Raw genomic sequence first — 19,343 nt, 5'->3', positions numbered from 1 at the left:
TGGCCCCGCTGGAACCTATTGCCTAGCATTGCAGACCTGAATAGGTAAGTTGAGAGTCCGCTTAAATTTTTGGTGTCAGGAGTTGATCGCATGAGCCTACGTCGTAATGCCCTTAAGGTTTTGCAAGAAACCAGTCGGACATTCTACATTCCCATTAGCATTTTGCCTGATCAGCTTCTCGATGCGGTGGCCTCTGCCTACCTTTGTATGCGGGCGATCGATGAAGTGGAAGACCACCCCGACCTGGATGCTGAGACCAAAGCGAGAATCCTAAATCAGATTAGTCTTAATCTCCAGAGTGCGACGGAAAACTCCCACAGTGAGGACTTTATTCGGGGATTAGACCCCTACCGCAACCTTTTGCCGGAGGTAACTTTAAGGGTGGGAGAATGGGCCCTGCTAGCCCCGGAAAGCATTGCTCCTAGAGTTTGGGATGCCACGGCGGCCATGTCGGATCGGATGGCTTTTTGGGCGCTCCAAAACTGGCAAATCAGAACGGAAAGCGAGTTGGACCAATACACCTTTAGTGTAGCGGGGGCGGTGGGTCTACTGCTTTCGGATTTGTGGGCTTGGCACGATGGCACCCAAACGAATCGCTCCCATGCCATTGGTTTTGGTCGGGGACTCCAGGCGGTGAACATTGTCCGCAACTATAAGGAAGATAAGCGCCGGGGGGTGAGCTTTTTTCCCCAGGGTTGGGAACTGGCGGATATGCACAAGTATGCCCGTTACAATTTGGCGTTGGCAGATCAATACACCAAATCTTTGCCCCACGGTCCGGCCCTCAATTTCTGTAAAATTCCCCTCACCCTTGCCTATGGCACCTTGGATGTTTTGGCCCTGGGTAAGGAAAAACTCAGCCGCAGTGACGTGATGGCTTTGGTTAATCGGGTTATTGCCAGTTAGGATTTAACTGATCCTGCCAGAATGCCTCGCACAAAGTACCGCTGCAAACCAAAGAAAACCATTAGGGGCACAATCATGCTGATGAAAGCTCCAGCGGTTAATAAGTACCAATCCTGTCCCCGGGAGCCGACTAAATTACTCAGTTGGATGGTAACAGGGGCAACATCGGCGGTGCCCCCCAGGTAAACCAGGGCGACCAATAAATCATTCCATACCCAGAGAAATTGAAATACAGCAAAGGAGGCGATCGCCGGCATGGAGAGTGGCACAATTAACTTGGTAAAAATTTTTAAATGGGAAGCACCATCCACCGCCGCCGCTTCAATTAGGTCTTTGGGAAGAGCGCCAATGTAGTTGCGTAACAGGTAAATACCCAGGGGCAGACCATAGGCAGTGTGGGCTAACCAAACCCCAAGGAAAGTGCCCGCTAGGCCCAATTGGGCGTAAACCCTCAAAACAGGAATAAGAGTGGTTTGTAAAGGCACCACCAGTAGGCAGACCACCAAAATAAATAATAATTGTCGTCCCGGAAAGGTCATCCAAGCAAAGGCGTAAGCGGCAAAGGTGGCAATGGCAATGGGAATCACCGTGGCAGGCACAGCAATGGTCAAACTGTTTAAAAAAGCTTCCCCCATGCCGGAGGAGCGTAAAACGTCCCCATAGTTGCCCAGATAAAACTGGGTAATTTCTAGGGGGTGCCAAAATACTGTCCACCAACCAGTGCTGAGCATGTCCCCCCGGGGCCGTAGGGAGCTAATAAATAGACCTAAACTAGGCAATGTCCAAATGAAGGCAATGGTGAGAATTGCTATGTGAATGGGAAGTTTTTGCCAAAATTCTGTTTTTCTATTGGTGTTATTAGTCCTATTAGATTTATTAACGGCTTTGGTCATTAACGTAATTTCTCCTGAGCTTTAAAACGACGAATATTGGTGATCATCACGGGCACAATTAACAGCAACAAAATGACGGCAATGGTACTTCCCCGGCCAAAGTTGCGATAATTAAACATTTCCTTAATCATCAAGCTAGCGATTACTTCCGTGCCCTGGTTACCGCCGGTCATGACAAAAACAATGTCGAATACCTTCAGCACTAAAATCACCATGGTAGTACTGACTACTAACAGGGTAGAGCGGATCATGGGAATGGTAATGCGCCAAAAAATTTGCCAACTGTTAGCTCCGTCAATCCTAGCCGCCTCAATGACATCAGCGGGAATGCCTTTCACTGCGGCGGAAAGAATAACCATACAAAAGCCGGTGTAGAGCCAAATCATGATGGCGATGAGGGCAAAATTGTTCACCGATCGCTCCACTAACCATCCCACTGGGGCAAAGCCCAAGCTAGTTACAATGGCATTGAGCAAACCAATTTGTTCGGCCCCCGCTGGCCTGTAGGCGTAGACAAATTTCCAAATGACGCTGGCCCCCACAAAGGAAATGGCCATGGGCAAAAAGATGATCGACTTGGCGATCGCCTCGTAGCGGACTTTATCCACCAAGACAGCAATAATTAACCCCAAACTAACGCTGATGCCTGTGACCAGTACTAACCATAATAAGTTGTTGCGAAATGCCACCAACATGGTGTGGTCTGTGAAGGCAAAAACGTAATTTTTTAATCCGACAAAATTCCTGGAGCGCCCATCAAAAAAGCTTAAATAGACAGTCTCTAGGGTGGGCAATATTAGATAGGCCGACAGAAAGAGTAAAGCCGGGGTTACATACACCCAGGGCAATATCCTTTTATTCCAAGGTTTGGGCAGAGCATTAATGGCGTAGTTAGCAAGGTAAAACAAACCGATTACCCCGCCACAACCAATGGCGATCGCCAACAGAACATTAACAACGCGATAAAACAAATTTTTCTTTTCCTCCAAATAACAACAGTGCAGCAGTAACTAAGGCATCTAACGGGGCCAACTTCTTTCAATGGTGTTTAAAACTTGAGTACCGTCGGCGCCGCCGATGTAGTCCACCATGCCAGACCAAAACGTCCCCGTGCCCACCGCTCCCGGCATCATATCGGACGCATCAAAACGAATCACCTCCGCCTTGTTCAAAATTTCCGCCTGTTTACGGGTCAGGCGATCGGGATAGAGATTCAGGTCAATGTTTTTGTGGGGAGAAATATAAGCTCCTAAAGTGGCGGCTACTTCATGGGGCCGGGAGCTCGCCAAATATGCCATCAACTGCCTAGCTTCCGGCGTATCGTTAAACATGGCAAAAATATCCCCTGCCACCAGGATGGGTAAGCCATACTCTTCTTCAATGGGGGGCAAAGGGAAAATATCAACCTGGTCATCGTCCACATCCGCCGGCAAAAAAGCGGCAATGAAATTCCCTTGGCGGTGTAGATAACAATGGGGGGGATCGGTAAATAATCCTAAAATAGAGTCTCCAAAAGGCGTGCTCAAAGCCCCCACCTTCCCGCCGTAAATCATTTTTTCGTTCTGGGTAATTTCGCCAAAAATATCCAGGGCATTTTCCACCCGGCGATCGTTGAAGGGAATATCATGGGCTACCCACTGGTCATAGGTTGCCGGACTAGCAGTGCGTAACATAATATCTTCGACCCAATCGGTGCCCACCCAGCCCGTAGCATTGCCACTTTCGATGCCCAGACACCAGGGAGTTTTGCCTTTATCAATCAGCCGTTGACTAAGGGCCATCATTTCTTCCCAAGTGCCAGGAACTTCATAACCATTAGCAGCAAACTCTTGGGGATTAAACCAAACTAGACTTTTGACCGAGGCTCGATACCAAACGCCGTAAACGGTGCCATCCACCGCAGCTAAATCCAACCAAGCCTGGTCATAGGCCTCTGTCATTTCCTCCGGGGTGAGAATTTCCCCCAGGGGAACTAATTTTCCTTCCCTGGCAAAATCCGCCATCAATCCCGGCTGGGGAAACATGGCTAAATCGGGAGCTCGACCGGAGTCGACCCGAATGGGTAAGGTGGTGGCAAAGGTATCAACGCCTTCGTAAACCACTTCAATGCCGGTGGCTTCGGTAAAGGGCGCTAGGGCTTGTTCAATTTTTTCCTGTTGTTCCCCAATCATTACCCCAAGGATGGTCACCTGTTTTCTGTCTTCGTCCCCATTAACCCCTGGGCCCTGGCAACTAGTGAGAACAATCAGGCTAATTATCAGGGTAGTGATTTTAAAAAATTTCATCGCAAAAACCGTAAAGCAACAACCCAATATCGATACAGTCAATATCTTTGGTGTGGGAAAGTTCCACCTATACCATGCCTTGAAAATTGGTATGGGTCAAATCAGATAGTTCTTTTTGACTACTAATTTTGTTGCTAGCAGCGTTGTCAATCCCATCGCTCTGGTCTGGGATGCAAATGGCAGGAAAATTCTGCTCCCCTTGGGGGAAACGAGTTACGATGGGGGCGACGTTTGCTTTGTTTGCGACATAATTCTATGGATGTCAAATTGATTTTGATTGGTCTAACAGCGGTGTTTACCCTGGCATGTCTATTTTTCGGCACCAAAAATGGCTATTACGACACTGACAAGTACGACGGTAATGGTTCTGCCCATTAGTTTTACCCGCCGTTATTGTGATTGATTTTGCTTTGCCCCCAGGGCTGATCGCCAAGCTTCCATGACTTTTTCCGTGCCGACCCAGGGCAAGGCTTTTGCCAATATATCCTTTCTTCCCTATGGAGTGGGTCCCCGGGATGGGGGGATTTGTCTGGAACTGCATTTGGGACCCTATAGGATTCTGCTCGACTGTGGTTTAGAAGACTTAACACCATTGTTGGCAGCGGATCCGGGGACAGTGGATCTGGTTTTTTGTAGCCATGCCCACAGGGATCACGGTTTGGGGTTGTGGCAATTTCACCAACAATTTCCCCACATTCCCATTCTGGCCAGTGAAGTTACCCAACGGTTACTGCCCCTGAATTGGCCCGATGAGTTTGTGCCTCCATTTTGTCGGGTTTTACCCTGGCGATCGCCCCAGGAAGTTTTACCTGGCCTCACGGTGGAATTATTACCGGCAGGGCATTTACCGGGGGCTGCCCTAATTTTGCTCGAATACCATAACGGCGATCGCCTTTACCGGGTGATTTATACCGGGGATTATTGCCTTTCCCATCTCCAGTTAGTAGACGGTCTGGCCTTGACTCCCCTGCGGGGTCTGAAACCGGATGTGCTGATCCTAGAAGGACATTATGGCAACCGCCGTTTACCCCACCGTCGTCAACAGGAAAAACAATTTATCCAGGCGATCGAAACGGTGCTAGCCAAGGGGAGAAATATTCTCCTGCCAGTGCCTCCCTTGGGTTTAGCCCAGGAAATTCTCAAGTTACTAAGGACCCACCATCAGTTCACCGGGCGTCAAGTTAACCTTTGGGCGGGGGAATCCGTGGCCAGAGGTTGTGACGCTTACCAGGGAATAATTGACCATCTCCCCGATAATGTCCGCAATTTCGCCCAACACCAACCCCTATTTTGGGACGATAAAGTTTATCCCCATCTGCGCCCCCTCACCGATGACCAGGGCGAACTATCCCTATCGGCCCCATCCATAGTAATCACCACAACTTGGCCTGCTTTTTGGCCTAGTCCCGCCGCCTTACCGGGATTGTGGACAGTATTTATGCCCCAGTTGCTTACCTTACCCAGTTGTTTGGTGAACTTTGCCTGGCAAGACCTAGAAGAGTTTCCCAAATATGAGCTGGAAGATTATCTGTTGGCAGACCATAGTGATGGCCGCAACACGACCCAGTTGATCCATAATCTCCGTCCCCAACATTTGGTGTTTGTCCATGGGCAACCCTCGGATATTGAAGACTTAACTAGTTTAGAAGAATTACAAAGTCGCTACCAGCTCCATTCCCCCGCCGCCGGCAATGCGGTGGCCCTGCCCATTGGCGATCGATTTGTACAACCCACTCCCCCGCCGCCCCAGATTTATGAAGGAGAAATCCACGAGCTAGAACCGAATAAGCAGATTCATCACCTGGGGGAAGTGGTCATCCATTTAGACGGGCAAATTCTAGAAAATTCCCGTTGGGGCAAATTTGGCGAAACCGGCATTGTGCAAGCCCGTTGGCAGGGAGAAGAACTGGTATTAAGGGGGATCAGCCAAAGGGAATTGCTCAAACAAAATCAAAGCAGTAAGCGCCCGGTAGATTTTGATTGCTGTGCCAACTGCCGACATTTTCAGCATTATCATTGTCGTAATCCCGTTTCTCCCCTGATGGGATTAGAGGTGAGGGCGGATGGCCATTGTCCTGTCTTCGAATCAGTAGCAAGTAGTTGAGGCGTGTTTTAAAAACCGCCCGATGCTCCTAATTTTGGCTGAGGACTATGTAAAAGTCTCCAGCCATTGTGGTCACTTTTTGCGGAGCAAACTGAAACCTGGCCAATAGGTTCTTAGGGGTTGCAATGCTAGCTGTAGCGTAAAATCAACGCTTCCCTGGCCTGTTCCCGGTCATCGAAGTGGATTTTTTCCGTGCCAAGAATCTGGTAGTCTTCGTGGCCTTTGCCGGCAATTAACACCCCGTCCCCCGGTTTTGCTTCCCGGATCGCCTTATGGATAGCGGTGGCCCGATCGCCAATGATCCAGGGTTCGATGTCTAGACTGATGCCTTGCACTACGTCGGCCAAAATTTGTTCGGGGTCTTCGGTACGGGGATTGTCGGAGGTAACCACCGCTAGGTCGGCCAGCTGAGCCGCAATATTGCCCATTAAAGGCCGTTTGGTACGATCCCGATCGCCACCACAACCAAATATACAAATCAAGCGGCCGGGGATAAAGGGGCGGGCGGCCTTGAGGGCATTTTCCAAACTGTCCGGGGTGTGGGCATAGTCCACCATCACAGAAATGTCTTGATCCGGGCGGATTTGTACCTGCTCCATGCGCCCCGGTACCCCAGGAAAATCGAGTAAATCCTTCACCATGGCGGCTGGATCTAGCCCAAGGTGCAGGCCACTGGCGATCGCCGCTAGCACATTGGCCAAGTTAAATTGCCCTACTAAGGGGGACAGGAAAGGAAATTCCCCCTGGGGAGTAACAAACGTGCCCTTAACCCCGGTGGGTTGATAGTCCAAATCCTTGGTGTAAAAGTCCGCAGTGCTATCGTTGACGCTGTAGGTGTAAACCTGATCCAACGGTAGGCGATCGATTAACCTTTGGCCGTAGGGATCATCTTGGTTGATCACCGCCCGACCTTGGAGATATGACTCCTTAAACAACAAAGCCTTGGCAGCAAAATAATTTTCCATGGTGCCGTGGAAGTCCAAATGATCCTGGGTGAGGTTGGTGAACACAGCGCAGGCAAAGCCACATTGCAAAACCCTGCCCTGGGCCAAGGCATGGGAACTAACTTCCATCACGGCGTATTGATTGCCCGCCTGGAGAGCTTCGGCCAATTGTTTCTGTAAATCCGTCGCAAAGGGGGTGGTGTGGGTGGCGGTCTTTTGGTAACCAGGCCAACGGGTGTAGAGGGTTCCCAGCAAAGCACTGGACCGTTGCTGTTGATTGAGGAAATATTCAATCAAATGGCTGGTGGTCGTTTTGCCATTGGTGCCCGTTACTCCCACCAGTTGCAACGTTTGGGCAGGATGTTGGTAAAAGGCCGCCGCAAGGCCGGCACACACCGGCACTAAATCCGGCACCGCAATGACGCATTCTCCATTTTGGGGCGGAAATTTTTGCAACGCCTTCTCACTGACCACAGCGGCGATCGCCCCAGCTTCTAGGGCCCCGGACCAAAACTCCCCTCCGTCAACCCTGGTGCCCGGCATGCCAATGAATAAAGTGCCAGGGGGACAGGCATGGGAATTGGTAGATAAACCAGTCACTATTTTCCCTAGGGCAGGGCAACGATCCGATTCCTGGGCCAACCAAGGGGCGGCGGCCACCACCTCTGGAACCGATGCCAATAACTGCCCTAACTTAACCATGGTTGTTTTTCCCCAATCAAATCTGCCGTCAATGAAGGTCAATATACCCGAGATGTTCCAACGGAGGTTAGCTCCTGGTGTACTGGTTGCAAAGCTTCCTGGCTGACCTTGATTAATGCGAACGGGAATTACCTTTTCTCCGTCCAGCAAGAAGGGGGAGTTCAGTCAACTTTTTCCCTCCAAAGACGGCCCTTGGCACTGGCCAGTTCTGGATGCCCTGCCTCAATTAAAGCCTGATCCCGCAAACGGCAGGAGTCACAGCGACCACAGGGTTCTTCCCCCCCGGCGTAGCAAGACCAGGTTTGGGCAATGGGGACTCCCAATTCCAAAGCTTTATGGACAATGTCAACTTTGCTCAATTCAATCAGGGGAGCCAGCAATTGAATGGGTCTTCCTTCTACCCCGACTTTGGAAGACAGGGCTGCTAATTGTTGATAGGTTGCTAAATATTCGGGGCGGCAATCAGGATAGCCGGAATAGTCGATGGCATTGATGCCCAAAAATACCGCTTCGGCTCCCTTTGCTTCAGCTAGGGATAAACCGAGGGCAATAAATACGGTGTTACGCCCCGGCACATAGGTGGAAGGAATAATATCTGGTTCTACCCCTGTCTGGGGCAAGGTTTGTTGGCGATCGGTCAGGGAAGAGCCTCCCCACTGGGCCAGGTCTAGGTTGATGCTGAAATGTTCTGGGATCCCCAGAGCTTGGACGATGTCTGCCGCCGCTCGCAATTCCCGGTCATGGCGTTGACCGTAGTTAAAGGAAAGGGCAATAACTCGGTACCCTTCCCTTTTGGCGATCGCCGCTACGGTGGCGGAATCTAACCCTCCGGATAGTAAAACAACAGCAGTTTTGGTCATAGATTTTTCGGCAGTCAATCGGTTATGGTCATTGCTGGAGCCTGGGCAGCCTGTTGGCAAAGTTTTAGTTTGTTCCCTAACCCCGCCGGGGAAATTGTCTTTGTCGCACTTCTCCACTGAATTTATGCACTGTTTCCGTAATGGTATGTCGTAAATTCAGATAGGCCGGAGCAAAGGGCGGTTGTTTGACTGTCAAACCGAGTAAATCCGCCGTCACCAAAACCTGGCCGTCACACTGGGGCCCTGCCCCAATGCCAATGGTGGGAATGGGCAACTGCTCAGTGATACTAGCCGCTAGTTCGCTAGGAATATGTTCTAAAACAATGGCAAACACTCCCGCCTCTGCCAAGGCGATCGCCTGATGAAGAATTTTCTCCGCTGTGGCCGGGTCCTGGCCCTGTTGCCGATAACCCAACTGATGGACTGATTGGGGCGTTAAGCCCACATGACCCATCACCGGAATGCCCACCTCCGTTAGTCGAGCTACGGTTTCCACCATGCGGGGGTGACCCCCTTCTAATTTCACTGCCTGGGCACCGGTTTCCTGCAAAACCCTTCCCGCTGACCCCATGGCCTGGGCTGGACTTTCCTGATAGGTCAAAAAGGGCAGGTCACAGACCACCAAGGCTCTTTGTACTCCCCTTTTAACTGCCGCTGTGTGGTGAATCATGGTGTCCAAGCTCACCGGTAGGGTAGTTTCGTAGCCCAAAGCCACCATTCCGAGGGAATCCCCCACCAGAATAATTTCCACTCCCGCCGCATCCAACACCGAGGCGATCGCCGTATCCCAGGCAGTAAGGGCCACAATAGGCCGTTGTTGACGCTTCCAATCCAACAATTGGGTGGGGGTAATGGCCATGGGAACTTAAGAGCGCACCGCCTCTAAAATACGGGAATAGTAGAAACGGGTACTGGTCATGCCGGTACGGGCAATGGAAAAGCCGTTATCTCCCAAAATTTTGCGAATGTCTGCTTCTTTATGTTGATAGGCCCTGGTGGTCTTACTGGGACCGGGAAACAGTCCCCCAATTTTTTTCAACACCGTCAAGCCCAGGGTTTTGGGGGCAAAGCTCAAAATTAAACGGCGATCAGCCAGGGAAGCCAAGTGGCTAATCATCGCTGACGCCTCCTCCGTTGGATAGTGAATCAACACATCCAGACAAATAACTGTGTCATATTTACCCCCCAACTGGGCTAAATCCTGGGTCATAAACGTGGGCTGATTGCCATAGGCCAAAACTTCCTGGGCCTTTTGTTGGGCTTCCCCCACCATTTTTTCGGAAATATCACTGCCATAGACCAATGCCCCCGCTTGGGCCAGGGGAATGCTCAAACTACCTACCCCACATCCCGCATCACAGACTAACAAGCCAGGTAAATTTCCGTCCGCCACTAACCAGGCCACCACCGAGTCAACGGTTTGTTGATGCCCCACCCGGATGTCTTTTTGCACGAAATTGACTTGGCCGTCACCATAGATCCGGCGCCAACGGTCAAAGCCGGTGGAATTAAAATAGTCACGAACGATGGTTTTATCGTCTAGGGCGGCGTTGGTCATGGAAAGCTAAGCTCGAAAATTTGAGTTAGGTAAAGGTTGGTATAAGCTATAGGCACGAGCCGTCTAAGCAATGGTACCATTCTTTTCTGGTTACTCTGGGGGAGGAACTTTCGTGGTTCCATATCAGGAATTCAAGACCTAATATCCCCAGCCGAGGGGAGAACGTGTTACTATGCCCCCATAGAGTAATGATCGGTTGGTAGCATTTGTTTCTAGTATTAACGGTTTTTCGCGTTTTTCCATTGACAGGCATTTCTCCGAAATCACCCTCTACATATCCCTCAGTTTTTGGAGAAAATCCATGTCAATTTATGTAGGCAACCTGTCCTATGACGTTTCAGAAGCCGATTTAACCGCGGTTTTTGCTGAATACGGTTCCGTAAAGCGGGTTCAGCTCCCCACCGACCGGGAAACTGGTCGCATGCGGGGCTTCGGTTTTGTCGAGCTAGAAGCTGACGCCGAAGAAACGGCTGCCATTGAAGCCCTAGACGGTGCAGAATGGATGGGTCGTGACCTTAAAGTTAACAAAGCCAAGCCCCGGGAAAATCGCAGTGGCGGTGGTTCCTTTGGTGGCGGTCGTAAAAGCTATGGTGGTAGCCGCTACTAGGGCTTAGTTTTTGTTCGCCGTCGTTCCACCAGTTTGATTCGGTTAGTGAAACTTTTTTGAGCTACCCGTATTTCTGGTGGGAAATCGGGCTAAATCCTGTTCTCATTGTTAGTTAAATTAGTTCAACCTAGGGGTTCTTGCCGTGTGGCCGGAACCCTTTAGTTTTTCTGGTGACAAGGGCATTTTTGCTTGGCTTTGTCATTTCTCCTCCCCTTGCCTTGGAGGTAATTGTCACTCATACTAATTCAGACACTGGATTCAGTGTTTACCGAGCGTCCAAGATTGTTAATACTATGCAACCCACCCCCCCGAAGCCGCCCAAAAAGACCCCCGAGACTGACCTTTTAGAAACCAATGTGGCCGCGGCAGATGATCTAATTCCCGAAGCCCCAGCTAACACTACCCTAGATACCACTGCCAAAAACTATTATCAGGCGATCGGTTGGTTGCGGGGGGTGGTAAAAAAAGGGGAAGAACGATATTACGTACAGATTCGGGATGCCAATTTTACCTTATATTTGCCTAGGCGAGCCATTGCGGTGGCGGCGGCGTTGGAAGGAAAGTTAGCCTGGATCAAGTGCTATCCCCAGTCCAAAGGAGAAGGGTTAAGCTTTAAAGTGGTCTGGATGGGCACAGAACAGCATGAGAAAAGCGATCCTGGTATTTTTGTTTTGCGGGGAGTGTGGCAATTTATTCCCCAATGTCGCCGGCCTGTTTTTAGTGTCTATCGCAATGAGCTGAAAAGCTATGAAAATCGCCCCAACAATCAGCATTTGCCCTTAATTTGGAGCGATCAACCCCCCTACCGTTTTCGCAAGGATTCGGAGGAGCGGCCGAAGTTTTATCAGATTTTGGCTCGCTTGATTCCCCAACGCAATTGTTTTGGTTTTGTGGAACAGATTGCCGAGCCGGTTGAACAAACCCCCCGTCGGGTTAAAAAGACTCCCTTTAACCCCGATAGTTCTGAGAAAAAGCCTGAGTATGGCCATAAGGGGGAGAAGCAAGAGAATGCCCTAGAGTCTCCAGAAAACCTAGATCTGGACCAGGGACAGACTGAGCCATTGCTGGCAGAGAAGCTTGATGGTCTTGATACTGACAACGGCGATCGCCAACTGTCTTCTGGGGCGACCTCTTTGACAGAAGAACCAAGCAATGGATCAACAGAAGCGGTAGTTGAATCGGAGCCATCCCTAGAGCCGGAATTACCAGTGGAGTCGAAAGCAAAAACAACGACTTCCACGGGTAAGACCAAAACTACGAAAACGCCCAAGGCCACCAAAACTACTAAGACTAAAACTAAGGGGAAAACACCTCCACCGGAGGCCTAGACATTGTTGCTCCTTGGGGTCTGGAAAAACCGCAATGGGGGTCAAAATGGGCCTCCCAATCAACTTTGGCAATCCACAAAGCCGGGGTTTACCTATAGAGTTAAACGGGGGTAATAAAACCTCCCCCAGACCGACAACGGCGATCGCCAAAGTCAGAATTGAGGCAGCGATAGCGTAAAATCTGATCACAAATTGCCTATTTTCTGCGAACCCTAGGCGAAAATTCCTCGCAATCCCAAGCTCAATGTCCGATTTTCTTTTACAAAGTAGTTGGTTTATTCCTTTTTATGGTCTGATTGGGTCGATCCTTAGCCTGCCTTGGTCATTTCGCCTGATTAAACAAACGGGCCCTAGACCGGCGGCCTACTTCAATGTTTTCATGACTTTGGTTTCTGCCATCCATGGCATGGTTGCCCTCTCAGCCATTTGGCAAACACCGAGTGAGCAAATTGTTTTCCATTGGCTCCAGGTGGCGGATTTAGACCTCACCTTGGCGGTGGAGATTTCCCCGGTTAGTTTGGGGGCCCTATCGGTGGTGACTGGCATCAGTTTTTTAGTCCAGATTTTTGGTCTGGGCTACATGGAGAAGGACTGGTCCTTAGCTCGGTTCTATGGACTACTGGGATTTTTCGAAGCGGCCCTGGGGGGCATTGCCCTGAGTGATTCCCTATTTTTAAGCTATGGCCTGTTGGAAATGCTAACCCTTTCCACCTATCTTTTGGTGGGTTTTTGGTATGCCCAGCCCCTGGTGGTTACCGCCGCCCGGGATGCTTTTTTAACCAAAAGGGTGGGGGATATTATTCTCCTCATGGGGGTAGTGGCCCTCTCTAGCTATGGTCAGGGTTTAACTTTTTCCCAGTTGGACAACTGGGCTAGTACGGTGCCAGTGACCGGCATCACCGCTACTTTGTTGGGACTATCTCTAATTGCTGGCCCCACCGGCAAATGCGCTCAATTTCCCCTCAATCTTTGGTTGGACGAAGCCATGGAGGGCCCGAATCCGGCGGGCATTATGCGTAATTCGGTGGTGGTGTCAGCCGGTGCCTATGTGTTGATTAAGTTACAGCCGGTGTTTACCCTCTCCCCGATCGCCTCCAAGACCTTGATTGTACTGGGGACATTGACGGTGGTGATGACGTCGTTGATTGCCATTGCCCAGATTGACATTAAGCGTACCCTTTCCCATTCGACCAGCGTTTACCTGGGATTGGTATTTATTGCGGTGGGTTTAGGGCAGGTAGACATTGCCTTTCTGTTGCTCTTCGCCCATGCGATCGCCAAAGCTTTGTTATTTATGAGCATTGGTTCGATTATTTTCACCACCAGCGGTCAAAATATCACTGAAATGGGGGGATTATGGAATCGTATGCCCGTGACCACAACTTCCTTTGTGGTGGGTTCTGCGGGATTGTTGGCGGTTTTTCCCCTAGGCATGTTTTGGACTTGGCAAAAATGGTTTAGTGGAGACTGGTTGGTAAGCTGGCCCCTATTGGCTTTATTGATCTTTGTTAACCTCTTTTCTGCCCTCAATTTAACCAGGGTGTTTCGTTTAGTATTTCTGGGTAAACCCCAGCCCAAAACCCGCCGGGCCCCGGAAGTACCCTGGCCCATGGCGGTGCCCATGGTGAGTTTGATCATTGTGACTCTGCTGGTGCCCATTGCCCCCTTGCAGTGGTCTTTTTGGTTATCAGCCACCTATCCCCTCGGTTTAACTTCCCCCGTTACCCAATGGGCCATGCCTCTCCTGATGGTGGCGGGAATTACAGGAATTTTGTTGGGTAGTCTTATGCCTTTACGACGGAATCTCTCTCGCTCAAGTCGACTGCCGGTGCGTTTCCTGCAGGATTTGTTCGCCTACGATGTTTATTTGGATAAAATTTATGGCGCTACGGTAGTGGCAGCGGTGGCGGCGATCGCCAAAATCAGCACTTGGTTTGATCGTTACGTCATCGACGGCATAGTCAACCTAGTCAGTTTGGTAACTATTTTCAGCGGCAGTGCCCTCAAATATAATGTCACCGGGCAGTCACAATTTTATCTGCTCACCATCTTGGTGGGGGTAGCCCTGCTGATCTGGTTTTCCCTCAGCGGTCAATGGATGGCGATCAGGCAGTTTTGGTCCAGTTGGTTGTCCCTAATTCTTCCTTAATTGAGGGAAGATCAAAACTAATTAATCTTGATTTAAAACTAACTTTTTCTGATTTGCTTGATGTTAACCTAATTTTTATCAAATTTTTTTAGCTTGATAGTATCTAATTAAATTTTTACCAAGCCAACTTAAATTTAACTAACTTTACATAAGTCTTAATTCCCATGCTCAGTGCTCTCATCTGGGGCCCCATTTTTGGAGCTATTCTCATTGCTATTATTCCGAACCCTGACCATGATTGTTACTCCCGCAAAATTGCCTTAGGCATTATGGTGGCCATGGCTGGGCTGAGCGTTTTATTAGCTGGGCAATTTAACATCAGTGATCCCCAGATGCAGTTTGTGGAATATTATCCCTGGTTGCCAAGTTTGGGTTTGAATTATCACCTAGGGGTTGATGGGCTATCTCTGCCCTTATTGTTGCTGAACAGTGCTTTGGTGGTAATTGCCATTTTTAGTACCAATACCGAGATAGAAAGACCGAGATTTTACTATGCCTTATTGTTGCTTCTCAGTGGTGGGGTAGCAGGGGCATTTTTAGCCCAAGATTTGCTCTTATTTTTCCTCTTTTTTGAGCTGGAAATTATTCCTCTTTATTTTCTCATTGCCATTTGGGGAGGACAACGGCGGGGTTATGCAGCTATGAAGTTTTTGCTTTACACTGCCCTGTCCGGTTTTCTGGTACTAGTGTCTTTCTTGGGTTGGTTCTGGTTGACCAAGGCGCCCAACTTTGACTACAATCCCAGCTTGGCCGATGCCCTTCCAGTAAAAACCCAAATGTTGCTCTTGTTGCCCCTACTGCTCGGTTTGGGCATTAAAATTCCCATTTTCCCCTTCCACACCTGGCTACCGGATGCCCACGTGGAAGCTTCCACTCCCGTTTCTGTCTTGTTGGCAGGGGTTTTACTTAAACTAGGCACCTATGGCTTACTGCGTTTTGGATTGGGGCTTTACCTGGAGGCCTGGGTGGAATTTGCCCCCTATTTAGCAACCCTAGCGGCTATTAGCGCCCTTTATGGTGCTTCCTGTGCGATCGCTCAAAAGGATATGAAAAAAGTGGTGGCCTATTCTTCCATTGCCCACATGGGTTATATTCTCTTGGCTGCTGCCGCCGCTACCCGCTTGAGTGTGACCGCCGCTTCGGCTCAGATGGTGAGCCATGGCATCATTTCTGCCCTGCTGTTTCTGTTGGTGGGGGTAGTGTATAAAAAAACCGGCAGTCGGGACGTGGATAAATTGCAAGGACTGTTAACTCCCGAACGGGGTTTACCCATCACCGGCAGTTTGATGATTCTCGGTGTCATGGCCAGCGCTGGCATTCCAGGCATGGTGGGCTTTATTGCTGAATTTTTGGTATTCCGGGGCAGTTTTCCGATTTTCCCTACCCAAACCCTCCTGTGCTTAATTGGTAGCGGTTTAACGGCAGTTTATTTCCTGTTAATGATTAATCGGGTTTTCTTTGGCCGTCTCACCATGGAACTGTCCCATTTACCTAAGGTGCGTTGGCAGGAACAAATTCCGGCGATCGCCTTGGCGGTGGTCATCATTGCTTTGGGCATTCAACCCCATTGGTTAACCCAGTGGAGTGAGCCCCAAACGGCGGTTTTGTTGACAGGGCACCCAGATTTAGTCAGTGTGCCAGCCCCGCCCCGCATCGAAATTGAAGTCAAGGAATTGGGGGAAGTGTAGGGCTCCAGCAAACCGAAGTGAGTTTAACCCACAATGATAGAAGAGCAATAATTCCCTGATCGCCAGAGCTTTTCCGTATATCATCCGCAAAAGTGTGTTACGCCGATTAGCATACCCTTAAATGAACTATATGTTCCCCATGTTCCCCCGGAAAGTTCTTGGATGTAGTACGAGCAACTATTCGTCTCAAGAACTACTCCTAGCGCACTGTTGGAATCAATTTCTCCCAAAAAGCAGGGAATTAGCCTAAACAATTTGGGAGTAGTATCTTGGCTATAACTTTCTAAGCCACGTCGTCATGGGCAAAGCGGTTATAGAGGAAGTCGAGGGCGTAGTTACGTAGCTGGTAATAGGTGGGGTCTTCCATAATCCTGTCCCGGTCCCGGGGGCGAGAAAAGGGTATGGTCATAATTTCGCCAATGTTGGCGTGGGGGCCATTGGTCATCATCACAAGGCGATCGGCCAGGAAGAGGGCTTCATCAATGTCGTGGGTGATCATCAACACGGTGCAGCGGTGGTCATTCCAGATTTGTAGTAACTCTTCCTGTAATTCCTCCTTGGTGATAGCATCCAAGGCTCCAAATGGTTCATCAAGGATTAGCACTTCTGGACGAATGGCCAGGGCCCGGGCAATGGAGACCCTTTGCTTCATGCCGCCAGAAATTTGCCCCGGTTTTTTATCCATGGAATCGGTTAGGCCCACCATGGCTAAATGGTCTTTGGCGATCGCCCGTTTTTCCGCTTCTGTTTTTTGGGAATGGACAGCATCTACGGCAATGTACACATTTTCCAGGGCAGTTAACCAAGGCAGTAGGGCATAGTTTTGGAATACCACCATGCGATCGGGGCCAGGCTCAGTGATGATTTTTCCTCCCACCTGCACAGAGCCGTCTGTGGGACTGGCAAAACCGGACACCATATTGAGCAGAGTTGATTTACCACAACCGGAGTGGCCAATGACGCAAATAAATTCCCCTTCGTTAACGGTGAGGTTGACATTTTCCAACACCGTGTAAGGACCCTTGGCGGTGGGGTACACCTTGGAAACGTTTTCGATGGTTAAAAAGGCAGTGGTTTTTTGATCCGATGGAGTTGCAGTAGGCATGGCGCGCTGGGATTTTAAGGTTTGCATATCGGTGAGCGGGAAATAGTTTCGGTTTGAGTTTTATCGGTTTGGTTCCAAAACCCTGTTAGGTAAGGGAATTTAGGCAAAAACTGGGGCTGGGGTGGGGTTATCAAGATGTACTTCAGCAATGGTGAAATTGCGATGAATGACAGTTTGATTCAGGTAGGCAATGGGGTCATCGGCGTTAAATACTTTCCCGTCAAAAAGGGCGATCGGTTGCCGCTGATAGTTCACGTCGTAGCCCAATTCCCGGGCGGCGGTACTAAATACCCCGACTCGACAAACCCGCTCTAAAATTTCCACCCAGTTGCGGGGAAAGGGAATATCTCCCCAGCGGGCCATTTGGGTCATCATCCAAAGATGTTCGGTACGACTGGGACGGTTAAATTGATCGCCAAAGAAAAGATGGTGGGAATATTCCACGGGATTGCCTAGGCGGCAGGTGCGGCCTTCGGGATCACCCAGGTGAATATAGTCAATGTTGGTGCTGAGGTATTGACGGGTGGCCAACAGTTCCCGAATTTCCATTTCGTGGTTGGGGTCAGCGCAGTAGGCACAGGCTTCCAACAGAGCTTTCACCAAGGCCACATGAGTATTGGGATGGGCGATCGCCCAATCTTCCCGCACTCCTAAAACTTTACCGGGGTGATTTTGCCAAATTTCCAAATCGGTGGCAATGCTAAACCCAGCCCCTTCCATGGAAGCCCGTAAATTCCAGGGTTCGCTGACACAATAGCCGTCAATGGTGCCTGCCTTCAGATCGGCTACCATCTGGGCCGGGGGAATGGTTTTCAGATGCACATCCCGGTCTGGGTTGATGTTGTGGGCCGCCAGCCAATAGCGCAACAGGAGGTTATGCATGGAGGAAGGGTGGACCATGCCCAGGGTGTGGCGATCGCCGTCCGAGGCCAATAGAAGCTGGCGAAAATCCTCGGCGGTGTAAATGCCTTGGTCGTAGAGTTTTTTACTGAGGGTAATGGCGTTGCCGTTGCGGGTCATGGTCAAAGCGCTGACCACGGGAATGGATTGTTCCCGATAACCCCCTGCGGTTAGCCAAGTGGGCATCCCCGCTGGCATTTGAGCCCCATCTAGGTAACCCCCAGCGATGCCGTCCACAATGCCCCGCCAACTGGTTTCCCGCACCAAGCTCACTTCATCTAAGCCATGCTTGGCAAAAAAGCCTTTTTCCTGGGCCACCACCAGGGGCGCACAGGCCACCAGGGGCACATAGCCCAATTCCAGATTGACTTTTTCTAGGCCATGTCTGGCGATCGCCGTGGTTTTTTTCGCCCGTAATTTTTTGATCCGTTTTTGTTGGTTGAGGAAGTAAATAATCTCGCTGCGGAGGCTGTAGTAACTAGGGTGTTCTACCACTTCCATGCGTTTACGGGGGCGGGGAATATCCACTTCCAAAATACCGCCAATGTTGGAACCGGGGCCATTGGTTAGCATCACAATCCGATCTGATAATAAAACCGCTTCATCCACGTCGTGGGTAACCATCACCGCTGTGACTTGATACTGTTCACAAATGCGCATTAATTGCTCTTGTAAATTGCCCCTGGTCAAAGCATCCAACGCGCCAAAGGGTTCATCCAGTAACAATAATTTTGGTCGAATGGCCAACGCCCTGGCGATCGCCACCCGTTGTTTCATTCCCCCGGATAATTCACCGGGCCGCTTATCCACTGCATGGCCTAGGCCCACTAAATTAATGTGTTCTTCAACAATGGCCTTGCGTTCCGCCGCCGATGCCCCCTTCATCACCTCATCCACAGCGAGGGCAATATTTTGCTTCACCGTTAACCAAGGCAGTAGGGAGTAATTTTGGAAAATCACCATTTTGTCCGGGCCGGGCTGCTTGATCCGCTGACCTTCCAGGGTAACAATGCCTTCACTTGGTAAATCTAACCCCGCAATCATATTTAGCAAAGTTGACTTACCACAGCCGGAGTGGCCAATCAGGGAAACAAATTCCCCCTTTTTAATTTCCAAGTTAATCCCCTTGAGGGCGATGTATTCACCTCCATCGGTGAGGGAAAAAACCTTATCGATATTATCAACAGCAACAAAAAGACTCATGGTGGGTCAGAAGATTGATTAAATGGATAAGATACTAGGCCAATAATGCCTAAGAATGTGTTTGGAAAGTTTTATTCCGCCCTCTAAATCGACCTGCTAAAGCTCCAGAAA

General features: G+C 49.9%; 16 protein-coding genes. 7 read left to right on the top strand and 9 right to left on the bottom strand.

The annotated features are described in order from the left end of the window. Window positions 1-72 precede the first annotated feature (72 nt). Window positions 73-906 carry a squalene/phytoene synthase family protein gene (locus tag SYNPCCP_RS14825; protein WP_010874044.1) on the top strand — a complete coding sequence of 278 codons (834 nt, stop codon included), beginning with the start codon at window positions 73-75 and terminating at the stop codon, window positions 904-906. On the opposite strand, the gene SYNPCCP_RS14820 is transcribed toward SYNPCCP_RS14825, so the two are convergent. From SYNPCCP_RS14820 to SYNPCCP_RS14810, 3 genes are read right to left on the bottom strand one after another with little or no spacing between them, the layout of a single operon-like run. Continuing rightward, window positions 903-1,799 carry a carbohydrate ABC transporter permease gene (locus SYNPCCP_RS14820; protein WP_010874043.1) on the bottom strand — a complete coding sequence of 299 codons (897 nt, stop codon included), beginning with the start codon at window positions 1,797-1,799 and terminating at the stop codon, window positions 903-905. The two genes, SYNPCCP_RS14825 and SYNPCCP_RS14820, sit on opposite strands and share 4 nt — an antisense overlap. Beyond that, entirely contained in the window at window positions 1,799-2,770 is a 972-nt protein-coding gene (locus SYNPCCP_RS14815) for a carbohydrate ABC transporter permease (protein ID WP_020861975.1), read from the bottom strand. The genes SYNPCCP_RS14820 and SYNPCCP_RS14815 overlap by 1 nt, the downstream gene beginning before the upstream one ends. Before the next feature lie 48 nt (window positions 2,771-2,818). Continuing rightward, the gene (locus tag SYNPCCP_RS14810) at window positions 2,819-4,084 is read right to left on the bottom strand and encodes an ABC transporter substrate-binding protein (RefSeq protein WP_010874041.1); all 1,266 of its coding nucleotides are present in this window, start codon (window positions 4,082-4,084) and stop codon (window positions 2,819-2,821) included. Window positions 4,085-4,339: 255 nt separating this feature from the next. Here SYNPCCP_RS14810 and SYNPCCP_RS17800 point away from each other — a divergent pair, with 255 nt between their 5' ends. Together SYNPCCP_RS17800 and SYNPCCP_RS14800 are read left to right on the top strand one after the other, a co-directional pair. Next, the gene (locus tag SYNPCCP_RS17800; RefSeq protein ID WP_038531209.1) at window positions 4,340-4,462 is read left to right on the top strand and encodes a membrane protein; all 123 of its coding nucleotides are present in this window, start codon (window positions 4,340-4,342) and stop codon (window positions 4,460-4,462) included. A 61-nt stretch (window positions 4,463-4,523) separates the two neighbouring features. Beyond that, a complete protein-coding gene (locus SYNPCCP_RS14800) occupies window positions 4,524-6,188 on the top strand; it encodes an MBL fold metallo-hydrolase (protein WP_010874040.1) in 1,665 nt (554 codons plus the stop codon). A 128-nt stretch (window positions 6,189-6,316) separates the two neighbouring features. Here the strand turns inward: SYNPCCP_RS14800 and SYNPCCP_RS14795 are convergent, their stop codons facing one another. The 4 genes from SYNPCCP_RS14795 to bchM form a co-directional block, all read right to left on the bottom strand. Then, entirely contained in the window at window positions 6,317-7,834 is a 1,518-nt protein-coding gene (locus tag SYNPCCP_RS14795) for a UDP-N-acetylmuramoyl-L-alanyl-D-glutamate--2,6-diaminopimelate ligase (protein ID WP_010874039.1), read from the bottom strand. A gap of 161 nt (window positions 7,835-7,995) precedes the next feature. Beyond that, the gene (queC, locus tag SYNPCCP_RS14790) at window positions 7,996-8,694 is read right to left on the bottom strand and encodes a 7-cyano-7-deazaguanine synthase QueC (RefSeq protein ID WP_014407153.1); all 699 of its coding nucleotides are present in this window, start codon (window positions 8,692-8,694) and stop codon (window positions 7,996-7,998) included. A 76-nt stretch (window positions 8,695-8,770) separates the two neighbouring features. Continuing rightward, on the bottom strand, window positions 8,771-9,553 hold the full coding sequence (gene panB, locus SYNPCCP_RS14785) for a 3-methyl-2-oxobutanoate hydroxymethyltransferase (protein ID WP_010874037.1): 783 nt from the start codon (window positions 9,551-9,553) through the stop codon (window positions 8,771-8,773). A gap of 6 nt (window positions 9,554-9,559) precedes the next feature. Next, window positions 9,560-10,252, bottom strand: a complete 693-nt coding sequence (bchM, locus tag SYNPCCP_RS14780) for a magnesium protoporphyrin IX methyltransferase (RefSeq protein ID WP_010874036.1) — start codon at window positions 10,250-10,252, stop codon at window positions 9,560-9,562. A gap of 301 nt (window positions 10,253-10,553) precedes the next feature. Between bchM and SYNPCCP_RS14775 the strand changes: the two genes are divergently transcribed. The 4 genes from SYNPCCP_RS14775 (at window position 10,554) to SYNPCCP_RS14760 (ending at window position 16,024) form a co-directional block, all read left to right on the top strand. Beyond that, window positions 10,554-10,859, top strand: a complete 306-nt coding sequence (locus SYNPCCP_RS14775; protein ID WP_010874035.1) for an RNA-binding protein — start codon at window positions 10,554-10,556, stop codon at window positions 10,857-10,859. A 293-nt stretch (window positions 10,860-11,152) separates the two neighbouring features. Beyond that, a complete protein-coding gene (locus SYNPCCP_RS14770; RefSeq protein ID WP_223211303.1) occupies window positions 11,153-12,187 on the top strand; it encodes a hypothetical protein in 1,035 nt (344 codons plus the stop codon). 244 nt (window positions 12,188-12,431) lie between these two features. Next, on the top strand, window positions 12,432-14,336 hold the full coding sequence (locus tag SYNPCCP_RS14765) for an NAD(P)H-quinone oxidoreductase subunit F (RefSeq protein WP_010874033.1): 1,905 nt from the start codon (window positions 12,432-12,434) through the stop codon (window positions 14,334-14,336). 164 nt (window positions 14,337-14,500) lie between these two features. Continuing rightward, window positions 14,501-16,024: an NADH-quinone oxidoreductase subunit M gene (locus SYNPCCP_RS14760; RefSeq protein ID WP_010874032.1), complete on the top strand. Its 1,524-nt coding sequence runs from the start codon at window positions 14,501-14,503 to the stop codon at window positions 16,022-16,024. Between the two features lie 283 nt (window positions 16,025-16,307). Here the strand turns inward: SYNPCCP_RS14760 and SYNPCCP_RS14755 are convergent, their stop codons facing one another. Further along, window positions 16,308-17,156, bottom strand: a complete 849-nt coding sequence (locus tag SYNPCCP_RS14755) for a nitrate ABC transporter ATP-binding protein (protein WP_010874031.1) — start codon at window positions 17,154-17,156, stop codon at window positions 16,308-16,310. Window positions 17,157-17,228: 72 nt separating this feature from the next. Next, window positions 17,229-19,232 carry a nitrate ABC transporter ATP-binding protein gene (locus SYNPCCP_RS14750; protein WP_010874030.1) on the bottom strand — a complete coding sequence of 668 codons (2,004 nt, stop codon included), beginning with the start codon at window positions 19,230-19,232 and terminating at the stop codon, window positions 17,229-17,231. Between the last annotated feature and the right edge of the window lie 111 nt (window positions 19,233-19,343).

Origin of the sequence: Synechocystis sp. PCC 6803 substr. PCC-P, from assembly GCF_000284455.1 — a bacterium.
In the GTDB taxonomy this organism is placed as follows: domain Bacteria; phylum Cyanobacteriota; class Cyanobacteriia; order Cyanobacteriales; family Microcystaceae; genus Synechocystis.
This window is presented reverse-complemented; position numbering and strand designations above follow the sequence as displayed.